Consider the following 24,823-nt stretch of genomic DNA (forward strand, 5'->3'; position numbering starts at 1 on the left):
CCGCACCGAGAAAGGCGAGTTCAACCGCTGGATCAAGGCAACCAATGCCGTTATCCGAGACATCAAGAAGAAAATCGCTCTCCTGTTCGATTGGATTGCCGAAGCAAAAGCAGAGCTTGCCAAGCCGCAGGCACCCGACCTTGTTTCTCTGCTGAACGCCTATTACACCCAGCGCAAAGCCGGGGCGTATTCCCAAAAAGGTAAAATCAGCAACCTAAAGGAGATGAACGATACCTTCAATTATCTCCGGGCAAACGGCATTTACTCTCTTGAGGATTTGGAACGCCGTGTCAGCGAACACAGTGCTGCCACAGAGAGCTTGAAGGTTGGACGCTGATGAATGGATTGATTTTCCTTGCGGTTTAGAGTACAATAAAATTGTCGAAATTACTCAAAACAGTTCAAGGAATAACACCTATTACGAATTACGCTATCGCACAGGAGACTTCTTTCATGCTTAAACAAGGCCTTTACGAGCAAGTAGTGAATACCGAAATCAAAGATGAGCTGTGTCAGCTTCCGGAAGGCAGCAAGCATGTCGAGAAAATCGATGCTGCCGAGTCCTCCTCGGTCTTAACGCAGTACCTGTCCGAAGTCGTTCACAAAGGTCTTGACCGCATTGCCGGTGACGATATTTCTGCGCAGTTAAATCTGGTCAACAAAATTGTTGATCTGATTTCGCAGGAGACAGCGCAGGATGACCTGCGCGATTTTACTGTGGACGATGAGGGCGAGCAGTTATTCGCATTGCTGTCCCGCGATGATCCTATGATGCGCATCGGCCGGAAAAAAGCAAAGGACCTCCCTCGCCCCGAAACATCGATTGCGCAAAGCAGCTTATTTACCGGAGCAGTTCATGAGCCGCAGATGTTTTCCGAGCTGAAGAAAGAAATCGCCTCCGCAGACCGCATTGATATGCTGGTTTCGTTTGTCAAATGGAGCGGTCTTCGTTTAATCATCGATGATCTTCAGCATTTTGCGGACCGTGGCGGCAGGCTCCGCGTTATTACGACAACATACATGGGCGCAACGGACGTGAAAGCGGTGGAAGCGCTTCGCAAGCTCCCCAACACAGAAATCCGTGTATCTTACGATACCGAGCGTACCAGACTTCATGCAAAGGCGTATATGTTCTATCGTGAAACCGGCTTTACCACGGCGTATGTCGGTTCTTCCAACCTCTCCAATCCGGCTATGTCCAGCGGACTGGAATGGAATGTTAAGCTGACAACCAAGGATATGCTGCCAACCATTCAGAAGATGGAAGCAACCTTCGATAGTTATTGGAACACCGCCAGCTTTGAAGTCTATGAGGGCGGGTGCAGGGAAAGACTGGAGCGTGCACTGTCAGCAAACGGCAAGGCCAATCCGACAAGCGAGATGCAGTTCGTTTTCGATATTCAGCCCTACCCCTACCAGCAGGAGATTTTGGATCGCCTGCAGGCAGAGCGCGAGGTTCGCGGCTATTACCGCAATCTTGTCGTTGCAGCAACCGGCACCGGAAAAACCTTAATCTCTGCCTTTGATTACCGACGGTTCTGCAAAGCCTTTTCCGGTTCGAAGCCCCGTCTGCTGTTTGTCGTTCATCGAGAGGAAATTCTGAAACAGAGCCGAAGTGCTTTCCGCGCTGTATTAAAGGACCCCAATTTCGGAGAGCTTTTTGTGGGCAGCTTCAAGCCGAGCAGCTTGGAGCATCTATTTATTTCAGTGCCGAAAAATGTGCGGGAGGGTGTCAAGTGGCTGCCGGACAAGCAGGTCAATGTGTTCTTTATCACGCTCAACAAGGCGGACAAGGACTACTCACCGACTACCATGTACAACGACTATTCGATCAACGAAAGCCTGTTCCATTGGCAAAGTCAAAGCACCACATCCGACACGGCAAGCACCGGTCAGCGTTATATTAACCACCGGCAGCGCGGCAGCAAGGTCGTTCTCTTCGTGCGGGAGTTCAAGCAGGATGGCATCGGCGCTGCACCGTATACCTGTCTTGGAACAGCAGCCTATGTGAAGCACACCGGCAGCAAGCCAATGAATATTACATGGCATCTGGACCAGCCGATTCCGGCGAAGTATCTTCGCAAGACGAACAAGCTGGTAGTCGGATAAGGAAGGCATTTTATGAAAACAATCCGAGTGGTCGCCGCAGTCATTCGTGATGGCGAAAAAATCTTTGCCACCATGCGCGGCTACGGTGACTTTAAGGGACTGTGGGAGTTTCCCGGCGGAAAAATCGAGTCCGGCGAAACGCCGCAGGAGGCCTTAAAAAGAGAAATCCGGGAAGAACTGGCCTCCGAGATTTCGGTTGGCGAGTTGATTGATACCGTTGAATTTGATTATCCGACCTTTCACCTTTCAATGGATTGCTTCTGGTGTCAGCTGGTTCGCGGTAATCTTGAACTGTTAGAGGCCGCCGAAGCGCGATGGCTGACCAAGGAAACACTGAAAAGCGTGGAATGGCTGCCGGCTGATTCAGGGCTGATTGAAAAGATTGAGAAAGCGCTCGCTTTGCTGCCATCTTGAACTGTAATGCAAGGCGGTGCAGCCATCATCTGTGAAGCCTTTCCGGTATTCAAAAAACAGATATGCGAAAAATAATCGTCTTGCCGAAACTTGTTGACAGCGAAACCGGTTGGAGGTATATTGGTTTACACAGAAACCAGACGCAAACCGGTATTATGAATACCGAACTGATGCATTTATTCGTTAATCAGACAGCAAATCACATGAATGTTGCAAGAGGAGCATTACTTTGACCCATCTTTTCGCCCTGTCCACAGCGGCCGCCGATATTATGAATATTTCGCTTCGTTCCCGCCTGTCCGCCGCGCGGCTGACGTATATCGACAGCCTGCACGGCACCTCCCGTCAGCAGAGCTTCACTGCTTCCCTGCTGCTGGATGAGGCAATCCGCCTTTGCTGTCCGTCCGTGCCGCGCCCGCTCGACATTGCCGCGAACGAGAACGGCAAGCCGTATCTGACCGCCGCGCCGGATGTCCATTTCAGCCTGTCGCATTCCGCCGCATGGGCAGTCTGTGCGGTGAGCGACCACCCGGTCGGCGTAGACATTCAGCAGTGCCGCTCCTTCAAACCCAATATTGCCGACCGCTTCTTCCACCCCGATGAGGTGCAGTACCTGTCCTCGCTCTCGCCTGCCGAGCGCGAAAACGCGTTCTACACACTGTGGGCGCTCAAGGAAAGCTACGTCAAGGCCGACGGCCGCGGTCTGCGGCTGCTGCGGCAGTTCTGCGTAGATATCGCCTGTCAGCCGCCGGCAATCACCGTCGGCGCACCCGGTTCCCTATTTGTGCCGGATTTCCCCGATCCCGCCTACAGGCTCGGCGTATGTGTGCGCGAAACCGGCGCAGAAGCGCCCAAGCTGACCGTTCTGCGGAATTTTTCCGCCGAGTAAAGCGTAAAAAAGAACCGATATCGCAAGATATCGGTTCTTTTTGTGTTATTCCGCGTCTTTCGCCTTGCGAACCGCTGTCGCCAGCTGATCCGAGCAGCTTGTGCCGCGTCCGTTGCACGAAATGCCCTTGAAGTAGCCTTCAATCTGCTCCACGGTCATGCCCTCGACCACGCGGCTGATCGCCTGCAGGTTGCCGTTGCAGCCGCCCTTGAAGGATACGTTGTGCACGGTATCGCCGTCCAGATCGAACGAAATATTCATCGGACATACGCCGTGCGGCTTGTAGTCAAAATGCTGCATGTCTTTTCTTGTCCTCCCTAACTTATCAGAGCAGGGTGCGGATATGCGCCGCTGCCTGCTCAAATGTGCGTACCTCGGTATAGGACAGCTCACCGACCGGTTTCGGTTTGTCCGTCCAGTTGAGCCACACGCCGTCAATGCCAACATCGAGTGCGCCCTGAATATCGTGCGTGAAGTTGTCGCCGACCATGACGGTCTCCTCCGGCAGACAGCGGCATTTGTGCATCGCCAGCCAGAAGATCGCCGAACCCGGCTTATCCACACCGGCTTCCTCACTCGTAACAAGGCAGTCCACCTTGTCGGCAATGCCGAGGTACTCCAGCTTTTCCATCTGGATATCCGCCAGCATGTTGGTGCAGATGGCCACCTTAACGCCCGCCGCACGCAACTCGTCCAAAAACTCAGCCACGCCCGGGCGCAAGGTCATCTTAGCGAACACCGCATTCCAGTACACGCGGAATGCCTCGCGCGAATAGCGAACGGCGTTCAGGCCCATGCGCTCGAGTGCACCCTGTGCAAACAGCACACGGTCATGCGTAGGCGGCATGGCAGGCTGCTGCCGTGCCAGACGCTTGCGGTTGACGCGGAATGCGTCCGCAAACCCCTTGCCTTTGTCTCCAAACGTGCTGATGGCCCATTCCTCCAGCTTTTCGTAGGCGTAGGCGTCCCCTGCCCGAAAGCTGGTGTATAACGTGTCATCCAGATCGAAAAAAACTGCTTTTAATCCCATAAAATCCTCACAAAAGTTTTTCGTTATAGACTGCGCGGCTGCCGCCTACAAACTTCGGACGGCGGCGTGCGCACAGCAGAACGGCTTCGCCGATCTTCTTGGTCTCAATGCGCAGCGGTACGACCACCGGCTTGATGTGCATGCCGATCAGCGTTCCGCCGATGTCCATGCCCGCAGAGGCGCTCTGCTTGAGCGACTCAACCGCCACCGGATCATCAAAGCGCTTGTACGCAGTCGTGCCGAACGAACCGCCTGCCTTGGGCTGCGGAACGACGTTGACCTCCTCCAGACCGAACTGCTCTGCCACAGCACGCTCCACGATCAGCGCACGGTTGAGGTGCTCGCAGCACTGCGCCGCCAGTTCCACGCCGTGCTCATGCAGTACGCTGTGAATGCCCTCGAATACCGCTTCGGCTACCTCTACACTGGAATGCGTGCCAATCTTCTCGCCCAGAATCTCACTTGACGAGCAGCCGACCACAAACAGGTCGCCGATCTTCAGCTTGGCTGCCTCACAAACCTGCTCTGCCGCCTTCGCACTTTGTTCTCTGATTTTAGAAAGCTCCATTTTTCATGCCTCCCCTTATAAGAGTACTATTAGTATAACATAAATGTCGGAACTTGTTAAGACCCAACGGCGTATGTTGAGAGTGAGGAGTTAGGCGGTATCGTGATGATATTGCAGGGCGGGGTGAATCATTATCCACTCCTATCTCCTAACTCCTACCTTATACGAAGGGAGAATAACCATGCAGAATCATTTACAGACCAAGGAGAGTATCCCTGCCGGTCTGCTTTCGCTTGCGATGGCCTTTGTGCCGACGCAGGAATTTGATACGCCGTATGATCCGGTGCTCGCGTTCTCGCGCGGCACGATCTTTCCGGCACTCGACAAGCCGTTTCTCGGAGAGGAGGCCGTGCCGCAATGACCGACAAGGAGAAGCTGCTCGGGCGCGTGCGCATGTACGATTTCGCGCTCGTTGAGGTGATCGAGTACCTCGACGGCCATCCGGACAACGCTACCGCGCTCAAATACTACAACGAAATGCGCACGGCGTTTGACAAGGCCGCCGCCGAGTACGAGGACGCGTTCGGTCCGCTGACCGCCCGCGAGGTGGATACCCGCAGCGGACACTGGACGTGGATCGACGATCCGTGGCCGTGGGAAGGAGCTGAGGACTGATGTGGTCATACGATAAACGATTGCAGTTTCCGGTAAAGATCAAGAATCCGAATCCGCAGACCGCCAAAATTGTTATCTCTCAGCTTGGCGGCCCGGACGGCGAGCTGGGTGCGTCCATGCGCTATCTCAACCAGCGGTATGCCATGCCGTATAAGGAATGCAAGGGCATTTTGACGGATATCGGCACGGAAGAGCTTGCGCACATGGAGATGATCTCCGCCATCGTGTACCAGCTGACGCGCAATCTCACGCCCGAGCAGATCAAGGAGGGCGGCTTTGACGCCTACTTTGTCGATCACACGACCGGCATTTACCCGCAGTCGGCCTCCGGTGTGCCGTGGAGCGCCGCAACGTTCCAGTCCAAAGGAGACCCGATCACTGATCTGTTTGAGGATATGGCAGCAGAAGCTACACCTTTACAAGAACAATCCTTTAGGCTTTTCGCACCATTTTAGTGTATATATCGCCACATTTCTGTATATTATCATACGCGGTATACTCATTGAACGATAATTGATCAAAAATTCCAATGAATCTCTATGGGAACCGTTTTCGTGCCCTTTGCGCGCCGACCGACAGTCACATAGTCAATCAGCGTATCGACCATCTCACGATTCAGGTGCTCAATGTTCATGTACTTCTCGACCAGCGCACGGCGGTTATCTCCGATAGCGATTCGCTCCTCAAGTTCTCGCATCTGCTTTTCGCCATCCTCGATCACATGCTCCAGCCGATCACGCTCTCCGGCAAAATCTTTCGACATAGCAAGATAGTCCTGCTCTGTCAGCAGTCCCTTTACCTTGTCGAGGTACAGATTGCGAATGCCTGTTGTATATTCCTCCTGCTTCTGACGATAGGTGTTGATCTCCTTTTGCAGGCATTTCTTCTGTTTCTGCAAATCCTTGCAGAACGCTACGCTCTCGGCCGCTTCATCCTTATCGAGAAATTCCTGCGCCATCCGGTTCAGCTCTTCCAGTACAGCTTCCTCCAAATGGCTGACCGCAATAAACGCACCGGGACAGGCTTCCACAGAGATATGCCGATTCGGACATTGCAGATAGTGCCGGTCCTGCGTCTTGGAGGACCGAAGCGTATAGCCGCAATATGCGCACCGTGCTTTGCGTGCGAAAATACCAATTTTTCCATCACTGAACGGTCTGCTGCGCTCTGCTCGCCGCCGACATACCTTGTTCCACAGTTCCTGGTCAATAATCGGCTCGTGCGTACCACGCACAACATACCACTGATCTTTCGGACGCGGCTTACACTGCTTGGTTTTATACGACACACTGCCATACTTGCCCTGCACCATATTGCCGATGTAAATTTCATTTTCCAGCATATCCGCAATCGCAAAGTATTTCCACAAGGTGCTGTTTTTGCTCACCGCCTGCTTGTAGCGTAAGCCATGCTGTCGTTTGTACTCGGTGGGATTGGGAATCCCGCGTGTGTTCAAAATACGGGCGATCGAAGTTTTCCCATATCCCTGTGCAAATAGATTGAACACCTCACGGACTACTGCTGCCGCTTCTTCGTCTATCAGCAAATGCCCTTTGCGGTCAGGGTCTTTGCGGTAGCCGTATAGTGCAAACGCACCGATATGCAAACCGTTGACACGGCGGTTGGTCAGTACGCTGCGAATGTTATCCGACATATCTTCCAGATACCATTCGTTTACAAGACCGTTGATCTGACGTGATTTCTTGTTGCCCTTATTGTCCGTATCCGCATTGTCTACAATGCTGACAAAACGGATACCCCAGATGGGAAACAGACCGTGGATATACTTTTCCACCAGTTCCAATTCACGGGTAAAACGTGACTGTGTTTTGCAGAGGATAATATCGAACTTGTGCTGTTCTGCGTCTTTCAGCAGCCGCTTAAACTGCGGCCGCCGCCTGTCTGCACCAGTATAATCATCATCACTGTAAATCTGATAAACTTCCCACCCCTGTTCTTCTGCATACTGCACCAGCATTGCTTTCTGATTCTGAATGCTGCCCGAATCATCGGTCGCACATAGCTTGTTTTTATCTTCCTCGGATAAACGGCAATAAATTGCTGCTTTTTTCATGTTCTATCCCTCATTCAGATAAGAACAAGCTGTTTCCTACTTTTATTGTAACGCATAACTGCACTTTTGTCATTGCCTTTTCTCCGTAATTTTCGTTTCTGTCCGTTCGATACGATTGATCATCTCTACCCATTTCTCTGTAAATCGTTTCCGGTCGCAGGTTTCCCCTCCATTCTGAAAAACGTGTGTGCAAACCGCTTTGATCTGCTGTTTTGCCATACGGCTTCACCCTTCCTTTCAGAATAGCCTATGTTGCTCTCTGCTAATGTAAAACCCGCCTGCTGCAAAACAGGCGGGTTTTCTCATTCTACTCTCAAATCCAGTATTCGTTGCGGTCACTGTCCATGATGAAATCGTGTTCGTGCGAAACCTCGGTCACGACGGACGAGGGCGCATCCGCCCATGTACGGAGATTGCCGCTGTAATCGGAAACATCCGGCGAGGTGTCGCGTCCGGTAATCTGGCAGATTGCCTTTGCGAACGTCAGACGGGATACATCACCGCTCAGGCCAATATTTGCCTTTGTCGCATACGCCACCAGTGAATTAAGCTGACCAGATGTAGCCCAGATACGCAGATAACCGTTCTTCGAGATCGTATAGTTGATCTCGTAATCGTCACCCTCGTCCATGCGAGCGGTATCAAATGCGGACGCAGGCAGAACGCCGATGGAAACGAAATACTTTGCTTCTTCCGGAATATCGTACTTGTATTTCGGAACGGTAATCGTGCCGCGCGGCAACCAAGTATTGCCGCCGTTTGCAATCAGACGATATACAACCGTGCAGGCTTCCTGCAGGGATACGCGATCATTCGGCCGCCACAGACCGTCCGCGTAGCCACCGAACAGCTGATAGTGAATATCCGTCAGCACCGGTGTACCGGACGAACCAGACGAAACCACCTCAATCTCCGGCGAGCGGCCCGAAGCCGAACCGTTGTCACCCGTAGCTGTGGCAAGATTGGTGTACGTCTTGCCGCCCGCATCGGTCTTAAACTCAACCGTGATTTTCACCACGCGCTTTTCGTTCGGCGCAATGTCACCGAGCTCCAGCGTAAATACTTTGTTCCGGAAACTCCATTTGCCGTTCAGAACACTATCCACATAGACGTTGTTCTTCAAAACCGGCGTTACCAGTGTGGTGTCCAGCGTATCTTTGAGGATAACCCGTTTCCACGTCTGGTTAGAATCATTGCCAACCGTGATGGTAAATGTCGCACGTTTGCGGTCTGCCGAAACGCCGTTCCCCACATTCACAACGGTTTTGTCAACCTCTTTGGTTACATAAAACGCTGTGGTGTCGTCCGGCTGTTCTGCCGTGTCAGGAATCGTTACACCCTTATCCGTTGCAGTGCCGTGACCGTTATCGCCATCAAGCGAAGCAGTGTTGGTAATCGTTGTACCAGCCGCACTTTCAAGCACCTGCACGTCAAAAGTGATTTCAGCCGATTCGCCCGGTTCGAGATCACCTACGAGCACAGACAGCGCATTGCCGCTGAGATTGTAAAGCGCAAACTCATTGTTGAGATACACGCCGCCCACCAGCTTCACGCCGGTCGGGAGCGTATCGGTCATTACGACATTCTTCCATGCGGCAGTTGCCTTGTTGCCGTTCTTTGCAGTGATCGTGTAGGTGAAGGTATCGCCTACATTGGCAGTGGTGACGCTTGCAGACTTCTTTACGATCGGAGCAGCGTTGCCCTCGTCAATCTGTACGCCGCCGTCCGGCATGGGTGTTTCCTTGCCGTTATCATCGAGGATAGCAGTGTTTACGATAAACTTTCCCTGCGAACCATCATCTACGATTACATCAAAGCTAAGAACGGTCTGTGCGCCTGCTGCGATAGCATCCGGCGTGAAAGTGATTGTTTTCATCGTAACATTGTACGAATAATTGACCGTTGCCGAACCATTCTCCTGCACGTTTCCTGCAAAACTTACGCCGTCAGGCAAAACGTCAATCACTTTCATGTTCTCCCAATCAGCGGTAGCTGCTGCACCGTTTTCCAGGCGGATAGAATAGGTAATCGTATCACCAACTGCTGCGGTGGTCTTGTTTGCGGTCTTGCTGCTCGCATGACCATCTGCCGTACCATCTTCAATATCCACACCGTTATCCGTACCGCTCTTGTCCGGCGTATTGCTGCCGCTGACGAGGGCGGTATTTTCAATGTGCATACCGTAAGCGTCGCTGTTGACGGTTACATCAAAGCGGATTGCCTTGGTCTGGTTCGGCGCGATCTCACCAAGCGATACGGTCAGGGTCTTGCCGGTATTGTCGTACTGATATTCTGCGGAGTAGCCGTCTACGGTTACATTGCCGCGGAAGGTCAGTCCGTCCGGAATGGTATCGGTCATAACCGCGTCGCGGATATTCACATCCGCACCAGTCGCATTGGCAGCGTTTACGGTGTAGGTGATCGTATCGCCAACCTTGGCAGTGGTTTTGTCTGCGGACTTGGAAACGGTCAGCAGCGCGTCACCGTCCGCGATTGCTACGCCATCGTCCTTGTCCTGCACCGGGTCTGCATTATCAGATGTCAGCGTTGCAAGGTTCTGGATGGTGGTGTTGTACGCGGATTCGTTCACCGTTACGGTGAAGCCGATGATCTGCTTTGCGTCCGGCTCAATCGTGCCGACATTGACGGTCAGCAGGCGGGTATTCTCATCGTAGGTGTAATCGTTCGTGTTCTTACCGTTCAGCGTGACAGAACCGTATTCAAAGGTCAGTCCAGCCGGAAGAACATCGGTGATAACGCCGTTCTCAACCGGAACAGTTGCGGTATCATCATTCTTTACGGTCAGCGTGTACGCAATCTTATCGCCCACGCTGGCAGAGGACTTGTTTGCAGTCTTGTCGATCTGTGGCTTTGCCTTGCCGTCACCAACGGTTACGCCATTGTCCTTGCCGCTGGTGTCCGGCGTGTTGTCGGACTTCATCACAGCGGTGTTGTAGATAGTCTTGCCGTATGCGGCGGTGTTGACCACTGCAACGAAAGTTACCGTTGCGCTTTCTTCCACGCCGAGATCACCGACCTTGACGGTCAGAACGCGGGATGCTTCATCATAGCTGTAATCGTTGGTCAGCTTGCCGTTGAGCGTGACAGAACCGTACTGAATATCCAGTCCGTTCGGAATGGTATCGGTCAGCACAGCGCCCTTGATTGTCACGCTTGCGAACTCGCCGTTTGCCAGCTTGATGGTGTAAGTCACTTTATCGCCAACATTGGCAGTGGACTTGTCCGCAGTCTTGGTAACTTCCGGCTTGGTCTTGCCGTCACCAATCTCAACGCCCTTGTCCTTGTCCTCGGTGTCCTTGATGTTATCGCCGGAGAGGACAGCGGTGTTGTGTACGGTCTTGCCGTAAGCCGACTTGCCCACGGTCACAGCGAAAGTTACGGTGCGGGCAGCGTTCGGCTTCAGATTGCCGATCACAACAGACAGCTTGCGGCTGGCGTTGTCATAGCTGTACGGATAGGACTTGCCATCCACCTGCACGCTGCCGTCTACGAAGTCAAATTCAGCCGGAATGGTATCTGCCATTTTAGCGTTTTCGATTTCGTAAACAGCACCGTCACCGTTGCCAACCTTGACGGTGTAGGTGATCTTGTCACCGACATTCGCGGTTTCTTTATCCGCAGTCTTGGTCACATACGGCGCGGTATCGCCCTTTTTGACATACACGCCATCGTCCTTGTCCTCGTAAATGTTGGTTTTCTTGCCGTCCGCAGCGGTCACATAACCGTTCGTACCCTTGGCAACAGCGGTGTTGTAGATCGTCTGATTGTACATATCACCGTTGATTTTTGCCTTGAAAGTGGCAATCACGGTCTTGCCAGCGGCAATATCACCGAGGCCCACGGTCAGAGTGCCGTTCTTTGCAGTGTGGGTAGCCGCTACATTGTTCACATACACGCTACCCTCAACGAAAGTCAGACCGGACGGAATGTTGTCAGTCAAAACAACGCTTTTCCATGCGGAACTTGCCTTTTTATCGTTTGACAGCTTGATCGTGTAAGTGATCTCATCGCCTACCTTAGCGTCCTTGACGCTTGCCGTCTTTTCGATGGACGGGAGCGCATCACCGGTGCTGTACTTATAAGTAATCGTGCGAATATAGCCGCGATACTCATACGCCGGAATGGATTTCGGCGCGGTTTCTGCCTTGCCCGCCGTAGTGACAGACTTTGCGATCTCCTTGCCGCTCATGTCCACGAATTTCTCGACAATGATATTGTACTTGCCATCGTTGTACTTCGCGTCATGCCATTCTTCGGCGGTATGGGATACCGTTGCTTCCATAAGGTTTGTGTAGCCCCAGAACGATTCTGCAAGATCGTTGTACGGATTTCGCACTTTCAGTGCTTTCAGCTTTTCGCGGGTAACAGTGCGGTTAATCATGCTGTTCACCAGCGTTACGGTTTCGGTTCGGGTAATCTCCTTGTCGGGACGGAAAGTGCCGTCGGGATAGCCCTGAATCCATCCTGCTTCGCTCGCAGCGTTGATATAGCTGTATGCCCAGTGACCTTTCTCTACATCGGAAAAAACCTTGCCGCTGGTGTATTTGAGGTTCTGGAAACGAGCCGCCAGCGCGGCGAACTCCGCACGACTGATGGGCGCGTTCGGTGCAAAGCTGTCCTTGGACTTACCTTCCAGCAGACCGATATTGTACAGCGTTTCGACCGGCTCATAGAACCAGTTCTTTGCGCTTACATCCTTGAAGGTGCTGTTTGACATACGGCGCGTGAAGCTGGGATAATCACCGTCATACAGACGGTAGAAGATCATAGCAGCTTCGGCGCGGGTCAGATCACCGTTCGGGTGTACGCCCTTGTCGGGATAACCGATGATGTAGGTCAAGTCCTTATGCGAATACACATACTCAACACTTTCGGTATAATCTGCGTAGGTGTAGTTTGTGATCGTCTGCGGGGACTTTTCCTCGTGTGTGACGCTGTATGTCTGCTTTTTGGCAATCTCCTTGCCGTTTTCTGTGTCAAGATATTTTGCCGTCACCGAGGACAGCGTGCTTGCAGACTTCGTGCTGACGGCAAACGAACTTGGGATAATCGTTGCCGCCATCGCCAGCGACAGTCCTGCTGAGGTGATTCGCTTTATGATTGACATTGTTTCACTCCTTCACTCCATTTCTGTTAAGTAATCTGAAATACTCAACTGCCCCGGCAGCACGCCGTCCTGCAGCCACCAGTGCAGCACTTCTTCCCCGCTCTGCCAGACGAGCGATTGCCTGCTGTTCTTTATTCATTGCGTCCCATCAGCTTAAAATAGGCTTTCGGGCGTTTCGGCAGTTCCGTCCAGAAAATACAGCGTCCGTACAGATCGTGAACGAAACTCTCACGGCCTAAGTAAAGCTGTACGTCCATTTTGCCGTTCGGATACAGGCACAGAACCCGATGACCGCGTTCCGGCAGTATCTTATTTGCGTTTTTCCATTCCATAGATAAACCTCTCTGTAAAAGCAAAACCGGAGGAATCCATGCGGTTCTTCCGGTTTGTGATTATTCTGTTGTCTGGATTTTTACACTATCATATATATCATCACCTCGCATTTCTCTGTCAGCCTATTCGTCCTCACCCCCGGCTGCCGGGAAACATCAGGCGGTCAGCAGCGTACCGACCTCACAGGCATTGCACCTATCTCGTTGTCCGATCTCATAGCCTGCGACGCTTTCAACGCTCGGACGGTGACTGATCGGGAGTATCATTATCATCTATGCGGGTCATCGCCTTGTCGGGAGCCGCCCGACAGTTCGCGGCTTTGCGCCGCAGCTCTCCGCACAGAATTTGTACCTGATGTTTGATGTTCAGTTGCCAAGGAGCAGTGAGAGAATATTTATCCCCTCACTGTACCCCCAAGAAAAACGCCTACTGAACACCCTGAAAATCAGAATTTTTCAAAATATTTTTTCAGATACTTCAAAATACGATTTCGGCGCTTAAGCATTGCAGCCTGCGTAATACCCAATTTTTGTGCATATTCTCGGGTCGAATAGCCGTCATAGTACAGCGCTTTAATCAGCTTTTTGTCACTTTCCGGCAGTGATTCAATAACTTTAGGCAACTCATCCAGCATTTTTGCTTCATGTTCTGCTTCTTCCTCAAGCAAGCAATATTCCTCCGCACTCAGTTCTGCGTTTTCCAACGTTTTGATATGTATACCATCCTCAATCGTGCGTTCCAGCGATATTTCGCTCTCTGCGGGAATATCCTCTCCGATATATCTTGCACGCCGGTCCATCTGCGAGTATGTATCAAATATCTCGTCCGAAACCTCTACATCCTGTCCGAACACAGTGATGATGTTTGCAACCACGTTGCCGTCCTTATCTTTAATCCGCTTGTAGTTGCGGTTTTTCTGCCACTTTTTCATTTTCAAGCTCCAATCTCAAAGTTTTTGTTTGAGATTGGAGATTATGGATAGCGGGCAATACAGGCTTGCCAGGAATCTATAAAAGAGCGAAATACTCTGCACTTTTTGATTTTAGGGCAAAAAAATAAAGCCTTTCGCACAGCTATTAAGCTATACAAATGGCTTTGCTTCATAAAACATTTTACAAATCAAAACGCTACTGACAACACCCTTGATTAGGATTGCAGTAGCGTTCTGATCAAATTTTACAGATTTGAATTTTTTACTTCAATATTTGTACATCCGCCCACATATTATCGCTCACGAAGGCATTCTGGAACTTCCGGCTGATACGATTCAAACAGACAAGTAGTGCCCACAGAAGCGGTTGCTGCAACAATTGCCAGTGCAGTAATAATCTGACCACCATGCACAATACACCAGTTGATAAATTTTTTCATAAAGATGCACCCTCCTTTTTACGACTTGCAAAATGTAATTTTATTTTTCCAGCAATCATCGTAGATGATGCTAAAAATCCACTGATAAGATAGTATTCTATATAACTGTTATTGGGCTGAACCCAAAGAAATACTATACATACAACCACATTCGCCAGCAATATCCATATACTTCTATTTCTGCTAATTCTACGACGTTTGTATGTAATCTGTTTATTAGCTGATTCGACCGGAGATAACAGCAAAATCAATATTGTTTCAATCACAATGAAGCAAAGAACTAAAGGAGGCTCAGCAATACATCTCAGAAAAACTGATACCAAGTAAATTCCTGCAAATATTATACAGCAATTCAAATGATTATCCGCATGGTATCCCCCTGCAAACAAGCGCAACGGAATAAATCCCAAAAAGTAAAATAAAATATACCTTTCTTCATGTAGTATAAATGAACACATTACCAAAATTACAATATTTAGAACTGCAGAAACAATCAATTCCAAGCCATACGCACAGATTTCCCATTGCTCATTTGATACAATAATCCGCTTCTTTTGGAGATAGTTACAATAAGAATCGACAAATTTCTTCATAAAAATACTCTATTCTCTCTTATTTACTTTACTATACCTGATACCCACTATTATATCGACCTCTTGAAGTATTTCAATGTCCTTGCAGAGTTTAGTCATGTTTTTGCAGTAATTAGTTGAAAAGATAGTATAACTATTATAAAATAATAGTATTAGTCGCTTCTAATTGGTATCCATACTACTTAGAATAATAGTATCGCTATACCTGAGGTGATTATAAATGACAGGTCTTGGAGAAATTATTCAAGCCAAACGAAAAGAGTTAGGGTTGACGCAAGAGCGTCTTGCTGAGAAAATCGGAAAAACCGCCGGATATATCGGCCAAATTGAACGCGGACTCAGTTATCCATCTTATCCGGTTTTATTACAGTTGATTGAGACATTAGAACTTGATGTACAATCTTTATTCTGCACATCAACACTCGAAGAAAGCGCAAAACTGAAGCAAGAATACGCACAACTCTATTCCAAACTCTCAAAGAAACAGCAACAATTAGCCCTTGGAATGTTAAAACTTATTTCGAGATGTGATTTTTAACAGGAGTATTTATGCGAATTGCAATTTGTGATGATGAAGATCAGGAACGGCTCAATATCGAAGCATTAGTCAAGCGATATGCCCCCGAATTATCTATTGTCCTTTTTTCCTCAGCAGACGAACTGCTGGCAGCAGCGAAGACGACATTTTTCCCATTGATTTTTCTGGATATTGAAATGGATGATACAAATGGCTTTGATGCTGCAGAAGAACTTATGTCAGGAAGCGCAAAACCGCTTATTGTTTTTGTAACCAAGAGCACCGAATATACGATTCGTGGTTATGATGTGGCTTTTCATTATCTTGTAAAACCTCTTAATGAGGCAAAGTTCCACGAAGTTCTAAAGCGCGCTTTGCGTCTGATTATTCCGCAGTATTTTACATTCTCCTCGAACGGCGAATTGTATCGTATCCCTGTACAAGAAATTCTGTATTTCGAGTCTCGTAATTATATGCTTTTCGTTCATACACAGCAGCAGATTTACAAAGCTCGCTTGAGCCTGAAAGAGGTCGAACCCCAATTATCATCAGCCAATTTTCTTCGTATTCATGCCAGTTTCTTAATCAATCTGCATCATGTAATTCGCATAACAAAAGACGATATAGAAATGCAGGACCATCAACTCATCAAAATCAGTAGAAACCGAAAGAAAGATGTCATTGCAGCTTTTACAAAGTTTGCGAGGGAAAACATATGACTTTGCTAATTGAAGCCCTCAGTGGTGTATTAGACACTTTTCTACTCTATCTTTTTGCATCTGGATTTTACTCAAAATATCGCAGCACTAAATACAAAGGACATTTATACTTGCTTGTAGGTATTTTTATTATCGTGATGAGCTGTATCCCTATGCCGGGTATACTTCGTATCCTACTTAGCTGGAGCATTATCAGTGTATCAACATATGCGATTTTTGAATCCACTGTTCGCAAGGCACTTTTAACTTCAACAGCATTTATAACCCTCAGTGTGTTGGTTGACGTAATATGTGAATATCCTTTTTATCTCTCCGGCATTTCACGAACGATTATCCTCGGACAGGGGTTAGCACGCTGCATATTTATCATCTTTGCAAAGCTGATAAACTTGCTGCTCATTCTTTTTATTGTCACACTGTTCGGCAAAAAAGGTTTACTTGATATTCCATTCAAAGAATTGCTCCCACTCACGACCTGCCAGCTCGTCAGTGTATTTATCTGCATTGTATCATTGGAATTGGTCGGAACCGTATCGCACTTTCTTTTAATATTATTAACACTTTCTATTGCCGGAATTTTGTACATCAACATTGTATTCTTCGTATATATGCGATCTATTCGTACAAATTACGAAAACGAGCAGCAGCGGCGTTTGGCTGAACAGCAACTCGAAACTCAGCTGTCTTATTACGAACAGATGAAATCCGCTAACGAGCAAACGCGAAGCCTGTGGCATGATATAAAGAAGCAATTAACTGCTGTTACTGCATTAGTCAAGGACAGTGATGTATCACAAGCAGAGTTATATCTCGAAACCATTACCAAATCATTTAATTCGCTTAGCAAAATCGTTGATGTAGACCATCCGGTTATTAACGCAATTTTGAATGATGCACTGGGAAAATCCTCGCTTGCCGGTATTACTTTAAAAATCGACGTTTTTGTTTCCCCTCAGCTTGCCCTGTCCCCGCTGGTTTTAAGTGTTATTCTCGGAAATACATTGGATAACGCAATTCGCGCGTGCAGCGGTGTATCTGCCGATACGCCTAAAATCGTAAGTTTAACTTTAAGACAAAAGGACAGTATTCTATATTACCGCATTTCCAATCCCTATGACCCAGAATTTTCTTCTAAGAAACGCGAGGGTATTCATGGTTATGGGCTGAAAAACGTCAGTTCCACAGTAGAACAAATCGGCGGCACAATGCAAATCAATCAGGAGAATAATCAATATACTGTAGAGATTATTTTGAATTTGTAAAATCATGGACGACAGTTTTAAAAGCTGTCGTCCTTTCTTTGTGCATTTTACTGCACCATACCTACCAAACTCTGCACTCATATTGTGCATTTTATCATATGTTGTATAATACAAATACACCAAATGAAGGGAATGACTCCAATGCAGTAAGTTCAGTTAATGAGTTTTCATCCAAGCCGAACTGCTAACATGGAGGTGAACAGCAGTATGACTATCAAAAAGTTTCTTGCAGGCAGTCTTTCTTCCGTAATGGTTCTCTCGTGTCTCAACATAGGTGTCGCTGCACTGGAACCCAACGCACTCGATGATGCCACGATCAATCAGTTGAAGGCAACCGCACAAAACGAGATTGAGCATTTTTTCCGTGAGAGCGATGAAGACCTCTATTCGCTTGTTGGCTTCCGCTTCGATGACAGTGAAGTAACCCAGTCCGACGGCTTGGTTCAGTACGAAACCACAGTAACTGTCAGCGAACGCCTTAAAGCACAGAGCGTTGAAGAAATGCCGTACATCGCTGGCTATCTGGATGAACTCGGCGCTTCTTCGTATGCCACAATGGCCGCATCCGATAAGGCGGAGTTGGCAAAATCCACTTTCGGCTTAGATCAGGATGTTACTCTGACAGCGGCCCAGCAGAATGTTGTTGACACATTCGTTCAGTCGATGGATGCAACTGTTGAGATGTTCGACGAATACATTGGTGAAACCAGCGATTTTACCTATCACATCAAGGTTTCTGCACCCGTTGCCGAGCCGGACAACATTACACTAACCGGCCTTGACGAGTTCGACAATGATGTCAATATCAACGAGTACGAGCTGCGGTCGTATGATGATATTTACCGAAATGGTGCAGAAGATGCGCAGGCTGCTGTTCAGAGCATGATGGTTTCCCCCGCTTGGGTTGCAACCAAGATCAATAACTACAACAGCTATAACCGCATTGCCGCCCGCGACTACGCATACAAGTATTGGTCGTCTTACAATCCGGCATATACCAGCTATAAGGGCAACGGCGGTGACTGCGCTAATTTCGTTTCTCAGTGTATCCATGCTGGTGGTATTCCCACCGATGCAACTTGGAAAGCCGATTCTGTTTCGTGGATTCGTGCATCCGCAGTACCCTCGTATATGGTAAACAAGGGTTATGCAACAAAAACCAGCTACACCAATGCTACGGCTGGCAGCTTTGCCTATACTTCGAGCGGTGCGGGTCATATTGTGTTAGTAAGCATCAATGATGGTGCTAAAATCGCGTACACAGCACACACCACCGATCGAAAAGACGCTGCGTTCTCCTCGGCAGATTTGAACGGCAATTACAGCTTCTATGTAATCAAAAACTACTAACGCATACCTGCTGTAACAACGATAATCATTCAGGGAGGTATTGCACATGAAGAAAAAGCGTTTTCGCATCCCAATTATCGGCTTGATTTGCTGTATGCTGCTGGGTACGATTGCTTTCGCAGTCAATGGCCGCAAAATCACTGCAACCTACGGCGGCATCACCATTTACCTGAACGGCCAGAAACAGGTTGCTACCGATGTAAACGGCAAGGTAGTAGAACCGTTGATCTATCAGGGTACGACTTATGTGCCGATACGCGCTGTCAGCGAATGGCTGGGCAAAACGGTTACATGGCAAGGCAGCACCAGTTCTGTTCTTATCAACGATTCTGTCTTTTCTGACAGCGACGTTTCATCTGCTAAAAATGTAATCAGTGAGTTCTTTACGCTGTTCGGCAATCAGCAGTATCAGAAGATGAATACGCTATGCACCGGCGATGCCGCAGGATTTGACTACAGCATTGGCGTATTCGGTATGAAAGAAGCAAAACTAAAGTCCTGCACTTATAACGGTGATTATTCCGCAAGAGCCAAAGAACTCGTTTTTGAATGTTCTTTTGCAATGAAACCCGCCGCAAACTCGGTGTATGACCCCAATCAAACCAGCACTACCTGCTTGATTTATGTAAAAAAGGTCGGCAGTCAGTTCTTGATTGATGAATTTGCAAGCGGTTTCTAAATTCTCAACGCATACTCTGAAACTTACAATATCACTCATAAGCAGACACCAATGCCAATCGCATTGGCGTCTGCTTATATTTGCGTTCACATATGTTTTTAGCTATTGATTATTAAGTATGTATTATTTATTCGCCATATCCTTAGCTGATTATCAGATACATCCACCAAATCCTGCTTTAATTACTAACCTTTGCATCTTTCTGCACCAGACATACCAAACTCTGCAAATCTATTGAAAATTTTACTTCAAATGTTATAATGCAAACATCAAAAACAATTCTTTAATACACATTTTATCATATGGAAGTGGTTCCCATGGTTTAACAAAAATCTGCATAGATTGCTACACCGAGCAACAATCAAAAGTAAATTGCAATCATGCAGATAAACACCGCATTGTTAATGTACCAAATACTATTCTACAATAAAAGCATGAATGATTGTCGCACCCATACGATGGCAATCATCGAGAGTACACCAGAATATGGAGGGATTATTAACACTATGAGCAAATTTAAGAAGATGATGAGCACAACGCTCGCAGGCTGTATGGCCGCATCCGCTCTTATGATGAGCGCAGGCGCAGTAAATTCGCAGGATGTTCCGTCCTCAGCACTCGCAAATTCTCAGTCGATTTCGGCATTTGCCGGTGATAATGTTACTGTCAATGTCGTTCATGTCAAGGCTGATGGCAGCACTACGCAGACTCCCGTAGAAGTAGCAATTCCCGAAGATACGACCAACGATGAGCAGGGTTCTATCATTGTAAATGCAGCTGTACAGGCGTCTGATTCTACTGGTATTATGCTTCAGGCTGCGCGCTCTGCACCGAATGGCCGTCGTCTTGGCGATTCGCGTACCGCAACAGTATATACAAACGTTGATGGCAACCAGGGAGTCACATTAGCCGATGGCTTGGCCGGAAATGTTGACTACAGTGGTTTGGCAGTATATATGCATAATATTGATCGTTCTATCACTAAGATGAACGTCAGCGTTTGGACTTCTGCAATGGGTCAGAGCAACTGCTATCAGCTGAGACGCGTTGTTAATACGAAAAGTGAATGCACTGTACTCTTTTATGATGATATTCAGTATGGTGCAGATAATTTTATCATTAGCCCCGGCGATAACATCACAGCTTTTGGCAGCGCGGTGTCGGGTTCTGGTGAGGTAACTACCGAACTGTACGGCATCTACTAAGCGCCCTATCAACGAAGTACAATGAAAGTAACCGTTGTGCTTCGTTGTAATATTATACGCAATATTATAGTAACCAGAGAAAGGGTGTATCGTATGAAGCTGAAACGCATATTAGGAAGTATTGTTTGTGTTTTCTCTCTAATGGCTGCAAGTATTGGCGCGCAAGCCGCAAATATTCCGGCACACACTACAGCTCAAATTGCTGAACAGGCAGCTACACAGACTACAACACAGCCCCGCACCGCCGTAAAAATCAATCCGCAGAGCGCGGACATTTATGCAGAGGGCATTCCGGCCACCTTCCCGAGCGAGGACGGCAAGACGGTTTACACGGCGCTGAGCTACAACGGCTCGACCTACATGCCGCTGCGCACGGTTGGCCGCTGGATGGGCAAAAATATCTCGTGGGACAGTGCATCGCGCACGGTGTTCCTGTCCGGCACTACGGAAAAGTCGTATCCGTGTGCGGATGACGATGCGTACCACAAGGAAGGCGTGAAATATGTCGGTGCGACCGGTCATGCTACGCTCGATAAGGGCGTAAAGGTCCTCGTGGACGGCAAACAGCAGACCTTCAAAAACCAGAAGGGCGTGACCATTTATCCGCTGTTTTACCAGAATTCCATCTATCTGCCGCTGCGCAACATCGGTGAGCTGACCGGCATGGACGTAACGTGGTACAGTGCCAAGGCGGAGAATGACGTGAACGCCATCTTCCTGCGCATGCCGCTGAGTGACAGCAAGCGTGCCGAAATGGAAACCTACGCGACAAATCTCATGAAGCAGCTGCTTGATATGCGGACGGATACGCAGAAGATCAAGAATTGTGCGTCTGCGGTGAAAAACGGCGGCTATACCGACTATGTAGTTACCGATAAGGCAACCGCCATGGCGGCGCTGGACTCCATCAAGCGCAAAGCGCAGACCATCCGCAGCGGCATGACCGAGCAGGAGAATCCGATCCGCTACTACAACAGCAGCCTGATGAACGAACTGGATTTCCTCATCGATAACGCGGACGCCGTGATGGACCGCGTGAAGAACGGGCGGGTCGTGCTCGGCAGCAGCAATCCGGATACGAGCGTGGTCGATCAGACCGCTGTCATGTTCGGCGCTGATAATACTATGCTGGACTGCGAACGCATGGTTCGTATGCTGCGGCAGAACATGGATAGACTTTTTTAATGCAAACCAAGACCATAAAAAGCTGAGGATTACCTCAGCTTTTTATTTATCCGACAATTTCCCAATTCCCATCTACCAGTTTCAGCACAAGCTCAAACTGCGAAATTTGCGTCATTTTCATAACATTATCCAGTATTCTACTGTCACAGTTACCATTACAGTATCGCTATGCCTGTTCAACACTATGCTTTTAAGCTGGCTGACCATATATGTAAGCATGGAATCATTGCTAACATAGTAAGATAGTCCTTTAGGTTGCCGTCGGCTATAATATGAAAAAGATAATCAAGAAATCCATAACACGCAACGAATAATAATCGATATACCGTAGCGATTATTTTAAAAATGTAAAACAACAGACAACAGCTCTCCAAAACGCCATTCGTCATCTGTGCATTTTACTGCAAAAATCATACTGAACTCTGCACTTTCAGTACAAATTCCACTTTTAATGGTATAATACAAATATGAAATAAACAATTTACATACTCGATTATCTTTCACAATAACTGTAAAGCATTTTATAGTCTTACCAGCTATATTTGAGTTAAATTATAATGGCTATTGCAGGAGAAAAGTAATGAAAAAGAACCTTTCCATTTCATGCATTCTATTAGCTGTAGTAACTATGTTCGGTCTTTATTGTTATCGAGAGCGTGAAAATAAAAATTTAGTTGCTTCCATTGAACCATACACCGAAACCGCAGTAATCTTATCAGATTATATTGATTTTGAAAAAAGCATTTATATCGGTCACAAATCCGACCATGAGATATTATATAAAAATTACGCTGATAACTATATCAGGTCGGTTGACTTAAATACCCAAGAGCAACAGGAACTTATTAAATTGGACACGCAAACAAACGGCACCATGACAACCTTTGATTATAAGGATAATTGGTTTGTCTGGTCCGAGAGCCAAGACGCCGAACTGCGTGTAGGAAGTTCTATTGGTGAAAATTGGGCTGTATACGCGGCTGACCTGCGTACAGGAGAAATCATATTCGTAGACGGCGAAAACGATTTCTTCCCTAAAACACGGAATTTTGACCCGCACCCGTGGTCGCTTTCGGTAAATGGCAGCTTTGTTGTTTACGCCAGCTATACAGCTAATGAAGATGGTATTTACCCTGCAATAAAAATTTATGATTTGAACAATCATAAATTGGAAATTGCAGATACAGCAGATTCCATGCAAACCACTTTTGGTTCACCGTCTGTGAATGACAAAAATGTTGTTTATCTAAAATATGATTCTAATGGCAGTTCCCTTTGGACATATGACATAGAAAAACATAAACGTATGTGTATCGAGCCGCCCGAACCGTTGCAGGAAATATGCATCACAAACTCTTTTATCGTAGGCGTTTCGGAGTGGCAGCCGCAAAAATCAGAATCGTTATACTGTTATGACTTCGCTCATAAGAAATGGTCAAAACAGATAGACGCCACCACGAAATTATATCCAAACAATATTGACAGCACCTTAGAATTTGCTGAACTGCAATCTTCAAACGATTTTATAACATGGCGTCCGATTACTGGAAATGCACTTTATGTGTGGGATATAACAACCAATAAAGTATTGGATTTGTCCGAAAATGTTTCTGGGTTAATTGATTATGTATTATATCCTTTTGATGAAGATTATCTGGTTTGGTGTGAAACAAATACACAAACGCAAGAAACTAAGTATCCATGTATAAAAATATCAAGTGAATCATAAAATTTTTGCGCTCGCCACCGCGAGAATAGAAGGCTCGTCTCAGAATCGAAACATTCTGCGACGAGCCTTTTTCCTCTTCGGTATTCGATTTTCACACTTCGTTACTTGCTACTTTTCCCCGTACAAACGCATACATCACCCGACGATTTTCCAATTCCCATCCACCAGTTTCAGCGCAAGCTCAAACTGCGAAATCTGCGTCATTTGTGTAACGCTGTCCAGATATTCCACCGCCACAGTTGCCGTTACGGTATCGCCGTCCTTGTTCAGCACCGTGCTTTTAAGTTGATTGAACGCATAGTCCACGCACTTTACCGACGGCATGGAACCACTGCTGACATAGTAAGACAGCTCTTTTTCCGTAGCCGTCGGATACAGCGTGAAAAAAGTGGTCAGGAAATCCGTAATATCCTCGCTCTCGGCCGCAGAAACCGTTCCGTCGGGTTCTGCGGCTTTTGGCGTATATGCAGATTTTGCAGGCTTTCCGGTGATCGTCGGTGCTTGCGTGATAACCATATCGCCGTTATCGTCCTTGTGGACCATCGTTTTATAAACGCTGAATACGGTGTCCTTTTTCTTGCCGTCCGAAATGGTTTGCGCTACCGTGAACACGACCGCAAAATCGTTTTCGCCTCTCTGCGCCACAGACCAAATCTGAACGTCCTGCACGGACGAGGAAACCGCAACGTCACTTTTCACGGTGTCAGCCGTTAAACGCTGCAGGTCCTCGGTCAGATAACCGGTCAGCGCATCGGTACGCTGTGCAACGGAATCCTTGTTGTTGCTCCATGAATAGTACGTTTTCGCAAAGTTCCGCACAAACGCTTCTACGCCGCTGGTATCCTCCACACGGCGCTCAACAATCTCCTTTTCGTGAACAGTATGGGTGTCAATCGCTGTAAAGTTCTTGTACAATGCAAACGCAAATCCACAGACGAACAGCAGCCACAGTGCAATCACAGCAGGCTTGCGGCTGTTCACCGTGTAAACGCGCAGTTTCTTTTGTTTCTGCTGCTTTTCTGTCTTTTTCTGAAACATAATTCGTTCTCCTTT

The 24,823-nt window shown here is 47.9% G+C and carries 24 protein-coding genes and 2 pseudogenes; 15 read left to right on the forward strand and 11 right to left on the reverse strand.

Annotated features, from left to right (window positions below; genetic code table 11):
• The 4 genes and pseudogenes from DW806_RS08815 to DW806_RS08830 all read left to right on the forward strand — a co-directional run.
• Nucleotides 1-325: pseudogene (locus DW806_RS08815) on the forward strand (MobQ family relaxase); the annotation flags it as partial.
• Between the two features lie 128 nt (nucleotides 326-453).
• Nucleotides 454-2,109 (forward strand): DUF3427 domain-containing protein, encoded by a 1,656-nt coding sequence (locus DW806_RS08820; RefSeq protein ID WP_118729721.1) that lies wholly within the window; start codon nucleotides 454-456, stop codon nucleotides 2,107-2,109.
• 12 nt (nucleotides 2,110-2,121) lie between these two features.
• Nucleotides 2,122-2,523, forward strand: coding sequence for a (deoxy)nucleoside triphosphate pyrophosphohydrolase (locus DW806_RS08825; protein ID WP_118729722.1), 402 nt, complete (start codon nucleotides 2,122-2,124; stop codon nucleotides 2,521-2,523).
• Between the two features lie 229 nt (nucleotides 2,524-2,752).
• Nucleotides 2,753-3,412 carry a 4'-phosphopantetheinyl transferase family protein gene (locus DW806_RS08830; RefSeq protein WP_118729723.1) on the forward strand — a complete coding sequence of 220 codons (660 nt, stop codon included), beginning with the start codon at nucleotides 2,753-2,755 and terminating at the stop codon, nucleotides 3,410-3,412.
• Between the two features lie 45 nt (nucleotides 3,413-3,457).
• Here DW806_RS08830 and DW806_RS08835 read toward each other — a convergent pair whose 3' ends face one another.
• From DW806_RS08835 to DW806_RS08845, 3 genes are read right to left on the reverse strand one after another with little or no spacing between them, the layout of a single operon-like run.
• Nucleotides 3,458-3,712: a TIGR03905 family TSCPD domain-containing protein gene (locus tag DW806_RS08835; protein ID WP_118729724.1), complete on the reverse strand. Its 255-nt coding sequence runs from the start codon at nucleotides 3,710-3,712 to the stop codon at nucleotides 3,458-3,460.
• Nucleotides 3,713-3,737: 25 nt separating this feature from the next.
• A complete protein-coding gene (locus DW806_RS08840; protein WP_118729725.1) occupies nucleotides 3,738-4,442 on the reverse strand; it encodes an HAD family hydrolase in 705 nt (234 codons plus the stop codon).
• Nucleotides 4,443-4,449: 7 nt separating this feature from the next.
• Nucleotides 4,450-5,010, reverse strand: coding sequence for a TIGR01440 family protein (locus DW806_RS08845; RefSeq protein WP_110437247.1), 561 nt, complete (start codon nucleotides 5,008-5,010; stop codon nucleotides 4,450-4,452).
• A gap of 181 nt (nucleotides 5,011-5,191) precedes the next feature.
• On the opposite strand from DW806_RS08845, the gene DW806_RS08850 reads away from it, so the two are divergent.
• The 3 genes and pseudogenes from DW806_RS08850 to DW806_RS08860 form a co-directional block, all read left to right on the forward strand.
• Nucleotides 5,192-5,371, forward strand: a complete 180-nt coding sequence (locus DW806_RS08850) for a spore coat associated protein CotJA (protein ID WP_117491585.1) — start codon at nucleotides 5,192-5,194, stop codon at nucleotides 5,369-5,371.
• Nucleotides 5,368-5,625, forward strand: coding sequence for a spore coat protein CotJB (locus DW806_RS08855; protein WP_118729726.1), 258 nt, complete (start codon nucleotides 5,368-5,370; stop codon nucleotides 5,623-5,625). Before DW806_RS08850 ends, DW806_RS08855 begins: the two co-directional genes overlap by 4 nt.
• Nucleotides 5,625-6,032, forward strand: a pseudogene (locus DW806_RS08860) (manganese catalase family protein); the annotation flags it as partial. The gene DW806_RS08855 and the pseudogene DW806_RS08860, both read left to right, overlap by 1 nt.
• A 110-nt stretch (nucleotides 6,033-6,142) precedes the next feature.
• On the opposite strand, the gene DW806_RS08865 reads toward DW806_RS08860, so the two are convergent.
• From DW806_RS08865 to DW806_RS08895, 7 genes are all read right to left on the reverse strand, one after another.
• Complete coding sequence (locus tag DW806_RS08865; RefSeq protein ID WP_118360179.1) at nucleotides 6,143-7,699, reverse strand: recombinase family protein; 1,557 nt, start codon at nucleotides 7,697-7,699, stop codon at nucleotides 6,143-6,145.
• Between the two features lie 69 nt (nucleotides 7,700-7,768).
• Complete coding sequence (locus DW806_RS15415) at nucleotides 7,769-7,918, reverse strand: hypothetical protein (protein ID WP_188885711.1); 150 nt, start codon at nucleotides 7,916-7,918, stop codon at nucleotides 7,769-7,771.
• A 94-nt stretch (nucleotides 7,919-8,012) separates the two neighbouring features.
• Nucleotides 8,013-12,827 (reverse strand): isopeptide-forming domain-containing fimbrial protein, encoded by a 4,815-nt coding sequence (locus DW806_RS08870; protein WP_118729727.1) that lies wholly within the window; start codon nucleotides 12,825-12,827, stop codon nucleotides 8,013-8,015.
• 131 nt (nucleotides 12,828-12,958) lie between these two features.
• Entirely contained in the window at nucleotides 12,959-13,159 is a 201-nt protein-coding gene (locus DW806_RS08875) for a hypothetical protein (protein WP_110437253.1), read from the reverse strand.
• A gap of 446 nt (nucleotides 13,160-13,605) precedes the next feature.
• The gene (locus tag DW806_RS08885; RefSeq protein ID WP_118360181.1) at nucleotides 13,606-14,091 is read right to left on the reverse strand and encodes a sigma-70 family RNA polymerase sigma factor; all 486 of its coding nucleotides are present in this window, start codon (nucleotides 14,089-14,091) and stop codon (nucleotides 13,606-13,608) included.
• A gap of 293 nt (nucleotides 14,092-14,384) precedes the next feature.
• Nucleotides 14,385-14,531 (reverse strand): cyclic lactone autoinducer peptide, encoded by a 147-nt coding sequence (locus DW806_RS08890; RefSeq protein WP_117491597.1) that lies wholly within the window; start codon nucleotides 14,529-14,531, stop codon nucleotides 14,385-14,387.
• Complete coding sequence (locus DW806_RS08895) at nucleotides 14,528-15,124, reverse strand: accessory gene regulator B family protein (protein WP_118360182.1); 597 nt, start codon at nucleotides 15,122-15,124, stop codon at nucleotides 14,528-14,530. The genes DW806_RS08890 and DW806_RS08895 overlap by 4 nt, the downstream gene beginning before the upstream one ends.
• A gap of 220 nt (nucleotides 15,125-15,344) precedes the next feature.
• On the opposite strand from DW806_RS08895, the gene DW806_RS08900 reads away from it, so the two are divergent.
• The 8 genes from DW806_RS08900 to DW806_RS08935 all read left to right on the forward strand — a co-directional run bounded on the left by DW806_RS08900 (nucleotide 15,345) and on the right by DW806_RS08935 (nucleotide 23,770).
• On the forward strand, nucleotides 15,345-15,662 hold the full coding sequence (locus DW806_RS08900; RefSeq protein WP_117491601.1) for a helix-turn-helix domain-containing protein: 318 nt from the start codon (nucleotides 15,345-15,347) through the stop codon (nucleotides 15,660-15,662).
• Nucleotides 15,663-15,673: 11 nt separating this feature from the next.
• A complete protein-coding gene (locus DW806_RS08905; RefSeq protein WP_117491603.1) occupies nucleotides 15,674-16,360 on the forward strand; it encodes a LytR/AlgR family response regulator transcription factor in 687 nt (228 codons plus the stop codon).
• Nucleotides 16,357-17,622, forward strand: coding sequence for a sensor histidine kinase (locus tag DW806_RS08910; RefSeq protein ID WP_118360183.1), 1,266 nt, complete (start codon nucleotides 16,357-16,359; stop codon nucleotides 17,620-17,622). The genes DW806_RS08905 and DW806_RS08910 overlap by 4 nt, the downstream gene beginning before the upstream one ends.
• Before the next feature lie 207 nt (nucleotides 17,623-17,829).
• A complete protein-coding gene (locus DW806_RS08915; protein WP_158574627.1) occupies nucleotides 17,830-18,972 on the forward strand; it encodes an amidase domain-containing protein in 1,143 nt (380 codons plus the stop codon).
• Between the two features lie 46 nt (nucleotides 18,973-19,018).
• Nucleotides 19,019-19,651 (forward strand): copper amine oxidase N-terminal domain-containing protein, encoded by a 633-nt coding sequence (locus DW806_RS08920; protein WP_117491608.1) that lies wholly within the window; start codon nucleotides 19,019-19,021, stop codon nucleotides 19,649-19,651.
• A gap of 506 nt (nucleotides 19,652-20,157) precedes the next feature.
• The gene (locus tag DW806_RS08925) at nucleotides 20,158-20,856 is read left to right on the forward strand and encodes a hypothetical protein (protein ID WP_117491610.1); all 699 of its coding nucleotides are present in this window, start codon (nucleotides 20,158-20,160) and stop codon (nucleotides 20,854-20,856) included.
• Between the two features lie 141 nt (nucleotides 20,857-20,997).
• Entirely contained in the window at nucleotides 20,998-22,041 is a 1,044-nt protein-coding gene (locus tag DW806_RS08930) for a stalk domain-containing protein (RefSeq protein WP_158578333.1), read from the forward strand.
• A gap of 580 nt (nucleotides 22,042-22,621) precedes the next feature.
• The gene (locus tag DW806_RS08935; protein ID WP_118360186.1) at nucleotides 22,622-23,770 is read left to right on the forward strand and encodes a hypothetical protein; all 1,149 of its coding nucleotides are present in this window, start codon (nucleotides 22,622-22,624) and stop codon (nucleotides 23,768-23,770) included.
• Nucleotides 23,771-23,905: 135 nt separating this feature from the next.
• On the opposite strand, the gene DW806_RS08940 is transcribed toward DW806_RS08935, so the two are convergent.
• Complete coding sequence (locus tag DW806_RS08940; RefSeq protein ID WP_118360187.1) at nucleotides 23,906-24,808, reverse strand: conjugal transfer protein; 903 nt, start codon at nucleotides 24,806-24,808, stop codon at nucleotides 23,906-23,908.
• Nucleotides 24,809-24,823 lie beyond the last annotated feature (15 nt).

Source organism: Butyricicoccus sp. AM32-19 (assembly GCF_003480365.1).
Taxonomy (GTDB): Bacteria; Bacillota; Clostridia; order Oscillospirales; family Butyricicoccaceae; genus Agathobaculum; species Agathobaculum butyriciproducens.

Coding starts and splice junctions, on each gene's coding strand:
- DW806_RS08820 (WP_118729721.1), top strand. CDS start 454: ATGCTTAAACAAGGCCTTTACGAGCAAGTAGTGAATACCGAAATCAAA.
- DW806_RS08825 (WP_118729722.1), top strand. CDS start 2,122: ATGAAAACAATCCGAGTGGTCGCCGCAGTCATTCGTGATGGCGAAAAA.
- DW806_RS08835 (WP_118729724.1), bottom strand. CDS start 3,712: ATGCAGCATTTTGACTACAAGCCGCACGGCGTATGTCCGATGAATATT.
- DW806_RS08840 (WP_118729725.1), bottom strand. CDS start 4,442: ATGGGATTAAAAGCAGTTTTTTTCGATCTGGATGACACGTTATACACC.
- DW806_RS08845 (WP_110437247.1), bottom strand. CDS start 5,010: ATGGAGCTTTCTAAAATCAGAGAACAAAGTGCGAAGGCGGCAGAGCAG.
- DW806_RS08850 (WP_117491585.1), top strand. CDS start 5,192: ATGCAGAATCATTTACAGACCAAGGAGAGTATCCCTGCCGGTCTGCTT.
- DW806_RS08855 (WP_118729726.1), top strand. CDS start 5,368: ATGACCGACAAGGAGAAGCTGCTCGGGCGCGTGCGCATGTACGATTTC.
- DW806_RS08865 (WP_118360179.1), bottom strand. CDS start 7,699: ATGAAAAAAGCAGCAATTTATTGCCGTTTATCCGAGGAAGATAAAAAC.
- DW806_RS15415 (WP_188885711.1), bottom strand. CDS start 7,918: ATGGCAAAACAGCAGATCAAAGCGGTTTGCACACACGTTTTTCAGAAT.
- DW806_RS08870 (WP_118729727.1), bottom strand. CDS start 12,827: ATGTCAATCATAAAGCGAATCACCTCAGCAGGACTGTCGCTGGCGATG.
- DW806_RS08875 (WP_110437253.1), bottom strand. CDS start 13,159: ATGGAATGGAAAAACGCAAATAAGATACTGCCGGAACGCGGTCATCGG.
- DW806_RS08885 (WP_118360181.1), bottom strand. CDS start 14,091: ATGAAAAAGTGGCAGAAAAACCGCAACTACAAGCGGATTAAAGATAAG.
- DW806_RS08890 (WP_117491597.1), bottom strand. CDS start 14,531: ATGAAAAAATTTATCAACTGGTGTATTGTGCATGGTGGTCAGATTATT.
- DW806_RS08895 (WP_118360182.1), bottom strand. CDS start 15,124: ATGAAGAAATTTGTCGATTCTTATTGTAACTATCTCCAAAAGAAGCGG.
- DW806_RS08900 (WP_117491601.1), top strand. CDS start 15,345: ATGACAGGTCTTGGAGAAATTATTCAAGCCAAACGAAAAGAGTTAGGG.
- DW806_RS08905 (WP_117491603.1), top strand. CDS start 15,674: ATGCGAATTGCAATTTGTGATGATGAAGATCAGGAACGGCTCAATATC.
- DW806_RS08910 (WP_118360183.1), top strand. CDS start 16,357: ATGACTTTGCTAATTGAAGCCCTCAGTGGTGTATTAGACACTTTTCTA.
- DW806_RS08915 (WP_158574627.1), top strand. CDS start 17,830: ATGACTATCAAAAAGTTTCTTGCAGGCAGTCTTTCTTCCGTAATGGTT.
- DW806_RS08920 (WP_117491608.1), top strand. CDS start 19,019: ATGAAGAAAAAGCGTTTTCGCATCCCAATTATCGGCTTGATTTGCTGT.
- DW806_RS08925 (WP_117491610.1), top strand. CDS start 20,158: ATGAGCAAATTTAAGAAGATGATGAGCACAACGCTCGCAGGCTGTATG.
- DW806_RS08930 (WP_158578333.1), top strand. CDS start 20,998: ATGGCTGCAAGTATTGGCGCGCAAGCCGCAAATATTCCGGCACACACT.
- DW806_RS08935 (WP_118360186.1), top strand. CDS start 22,622: ATGAAAAAGAACCTTTCCATTTCATGCATTCTATTAGCTGTAGTAACT.
- DW806_RS08940 (WP_118360187.1), bottom strand. CDS start 24,808: ATGTTTCAGAAAAAGACAGAAAAGCAGCAGAAACAAAAGAAACTGCGC.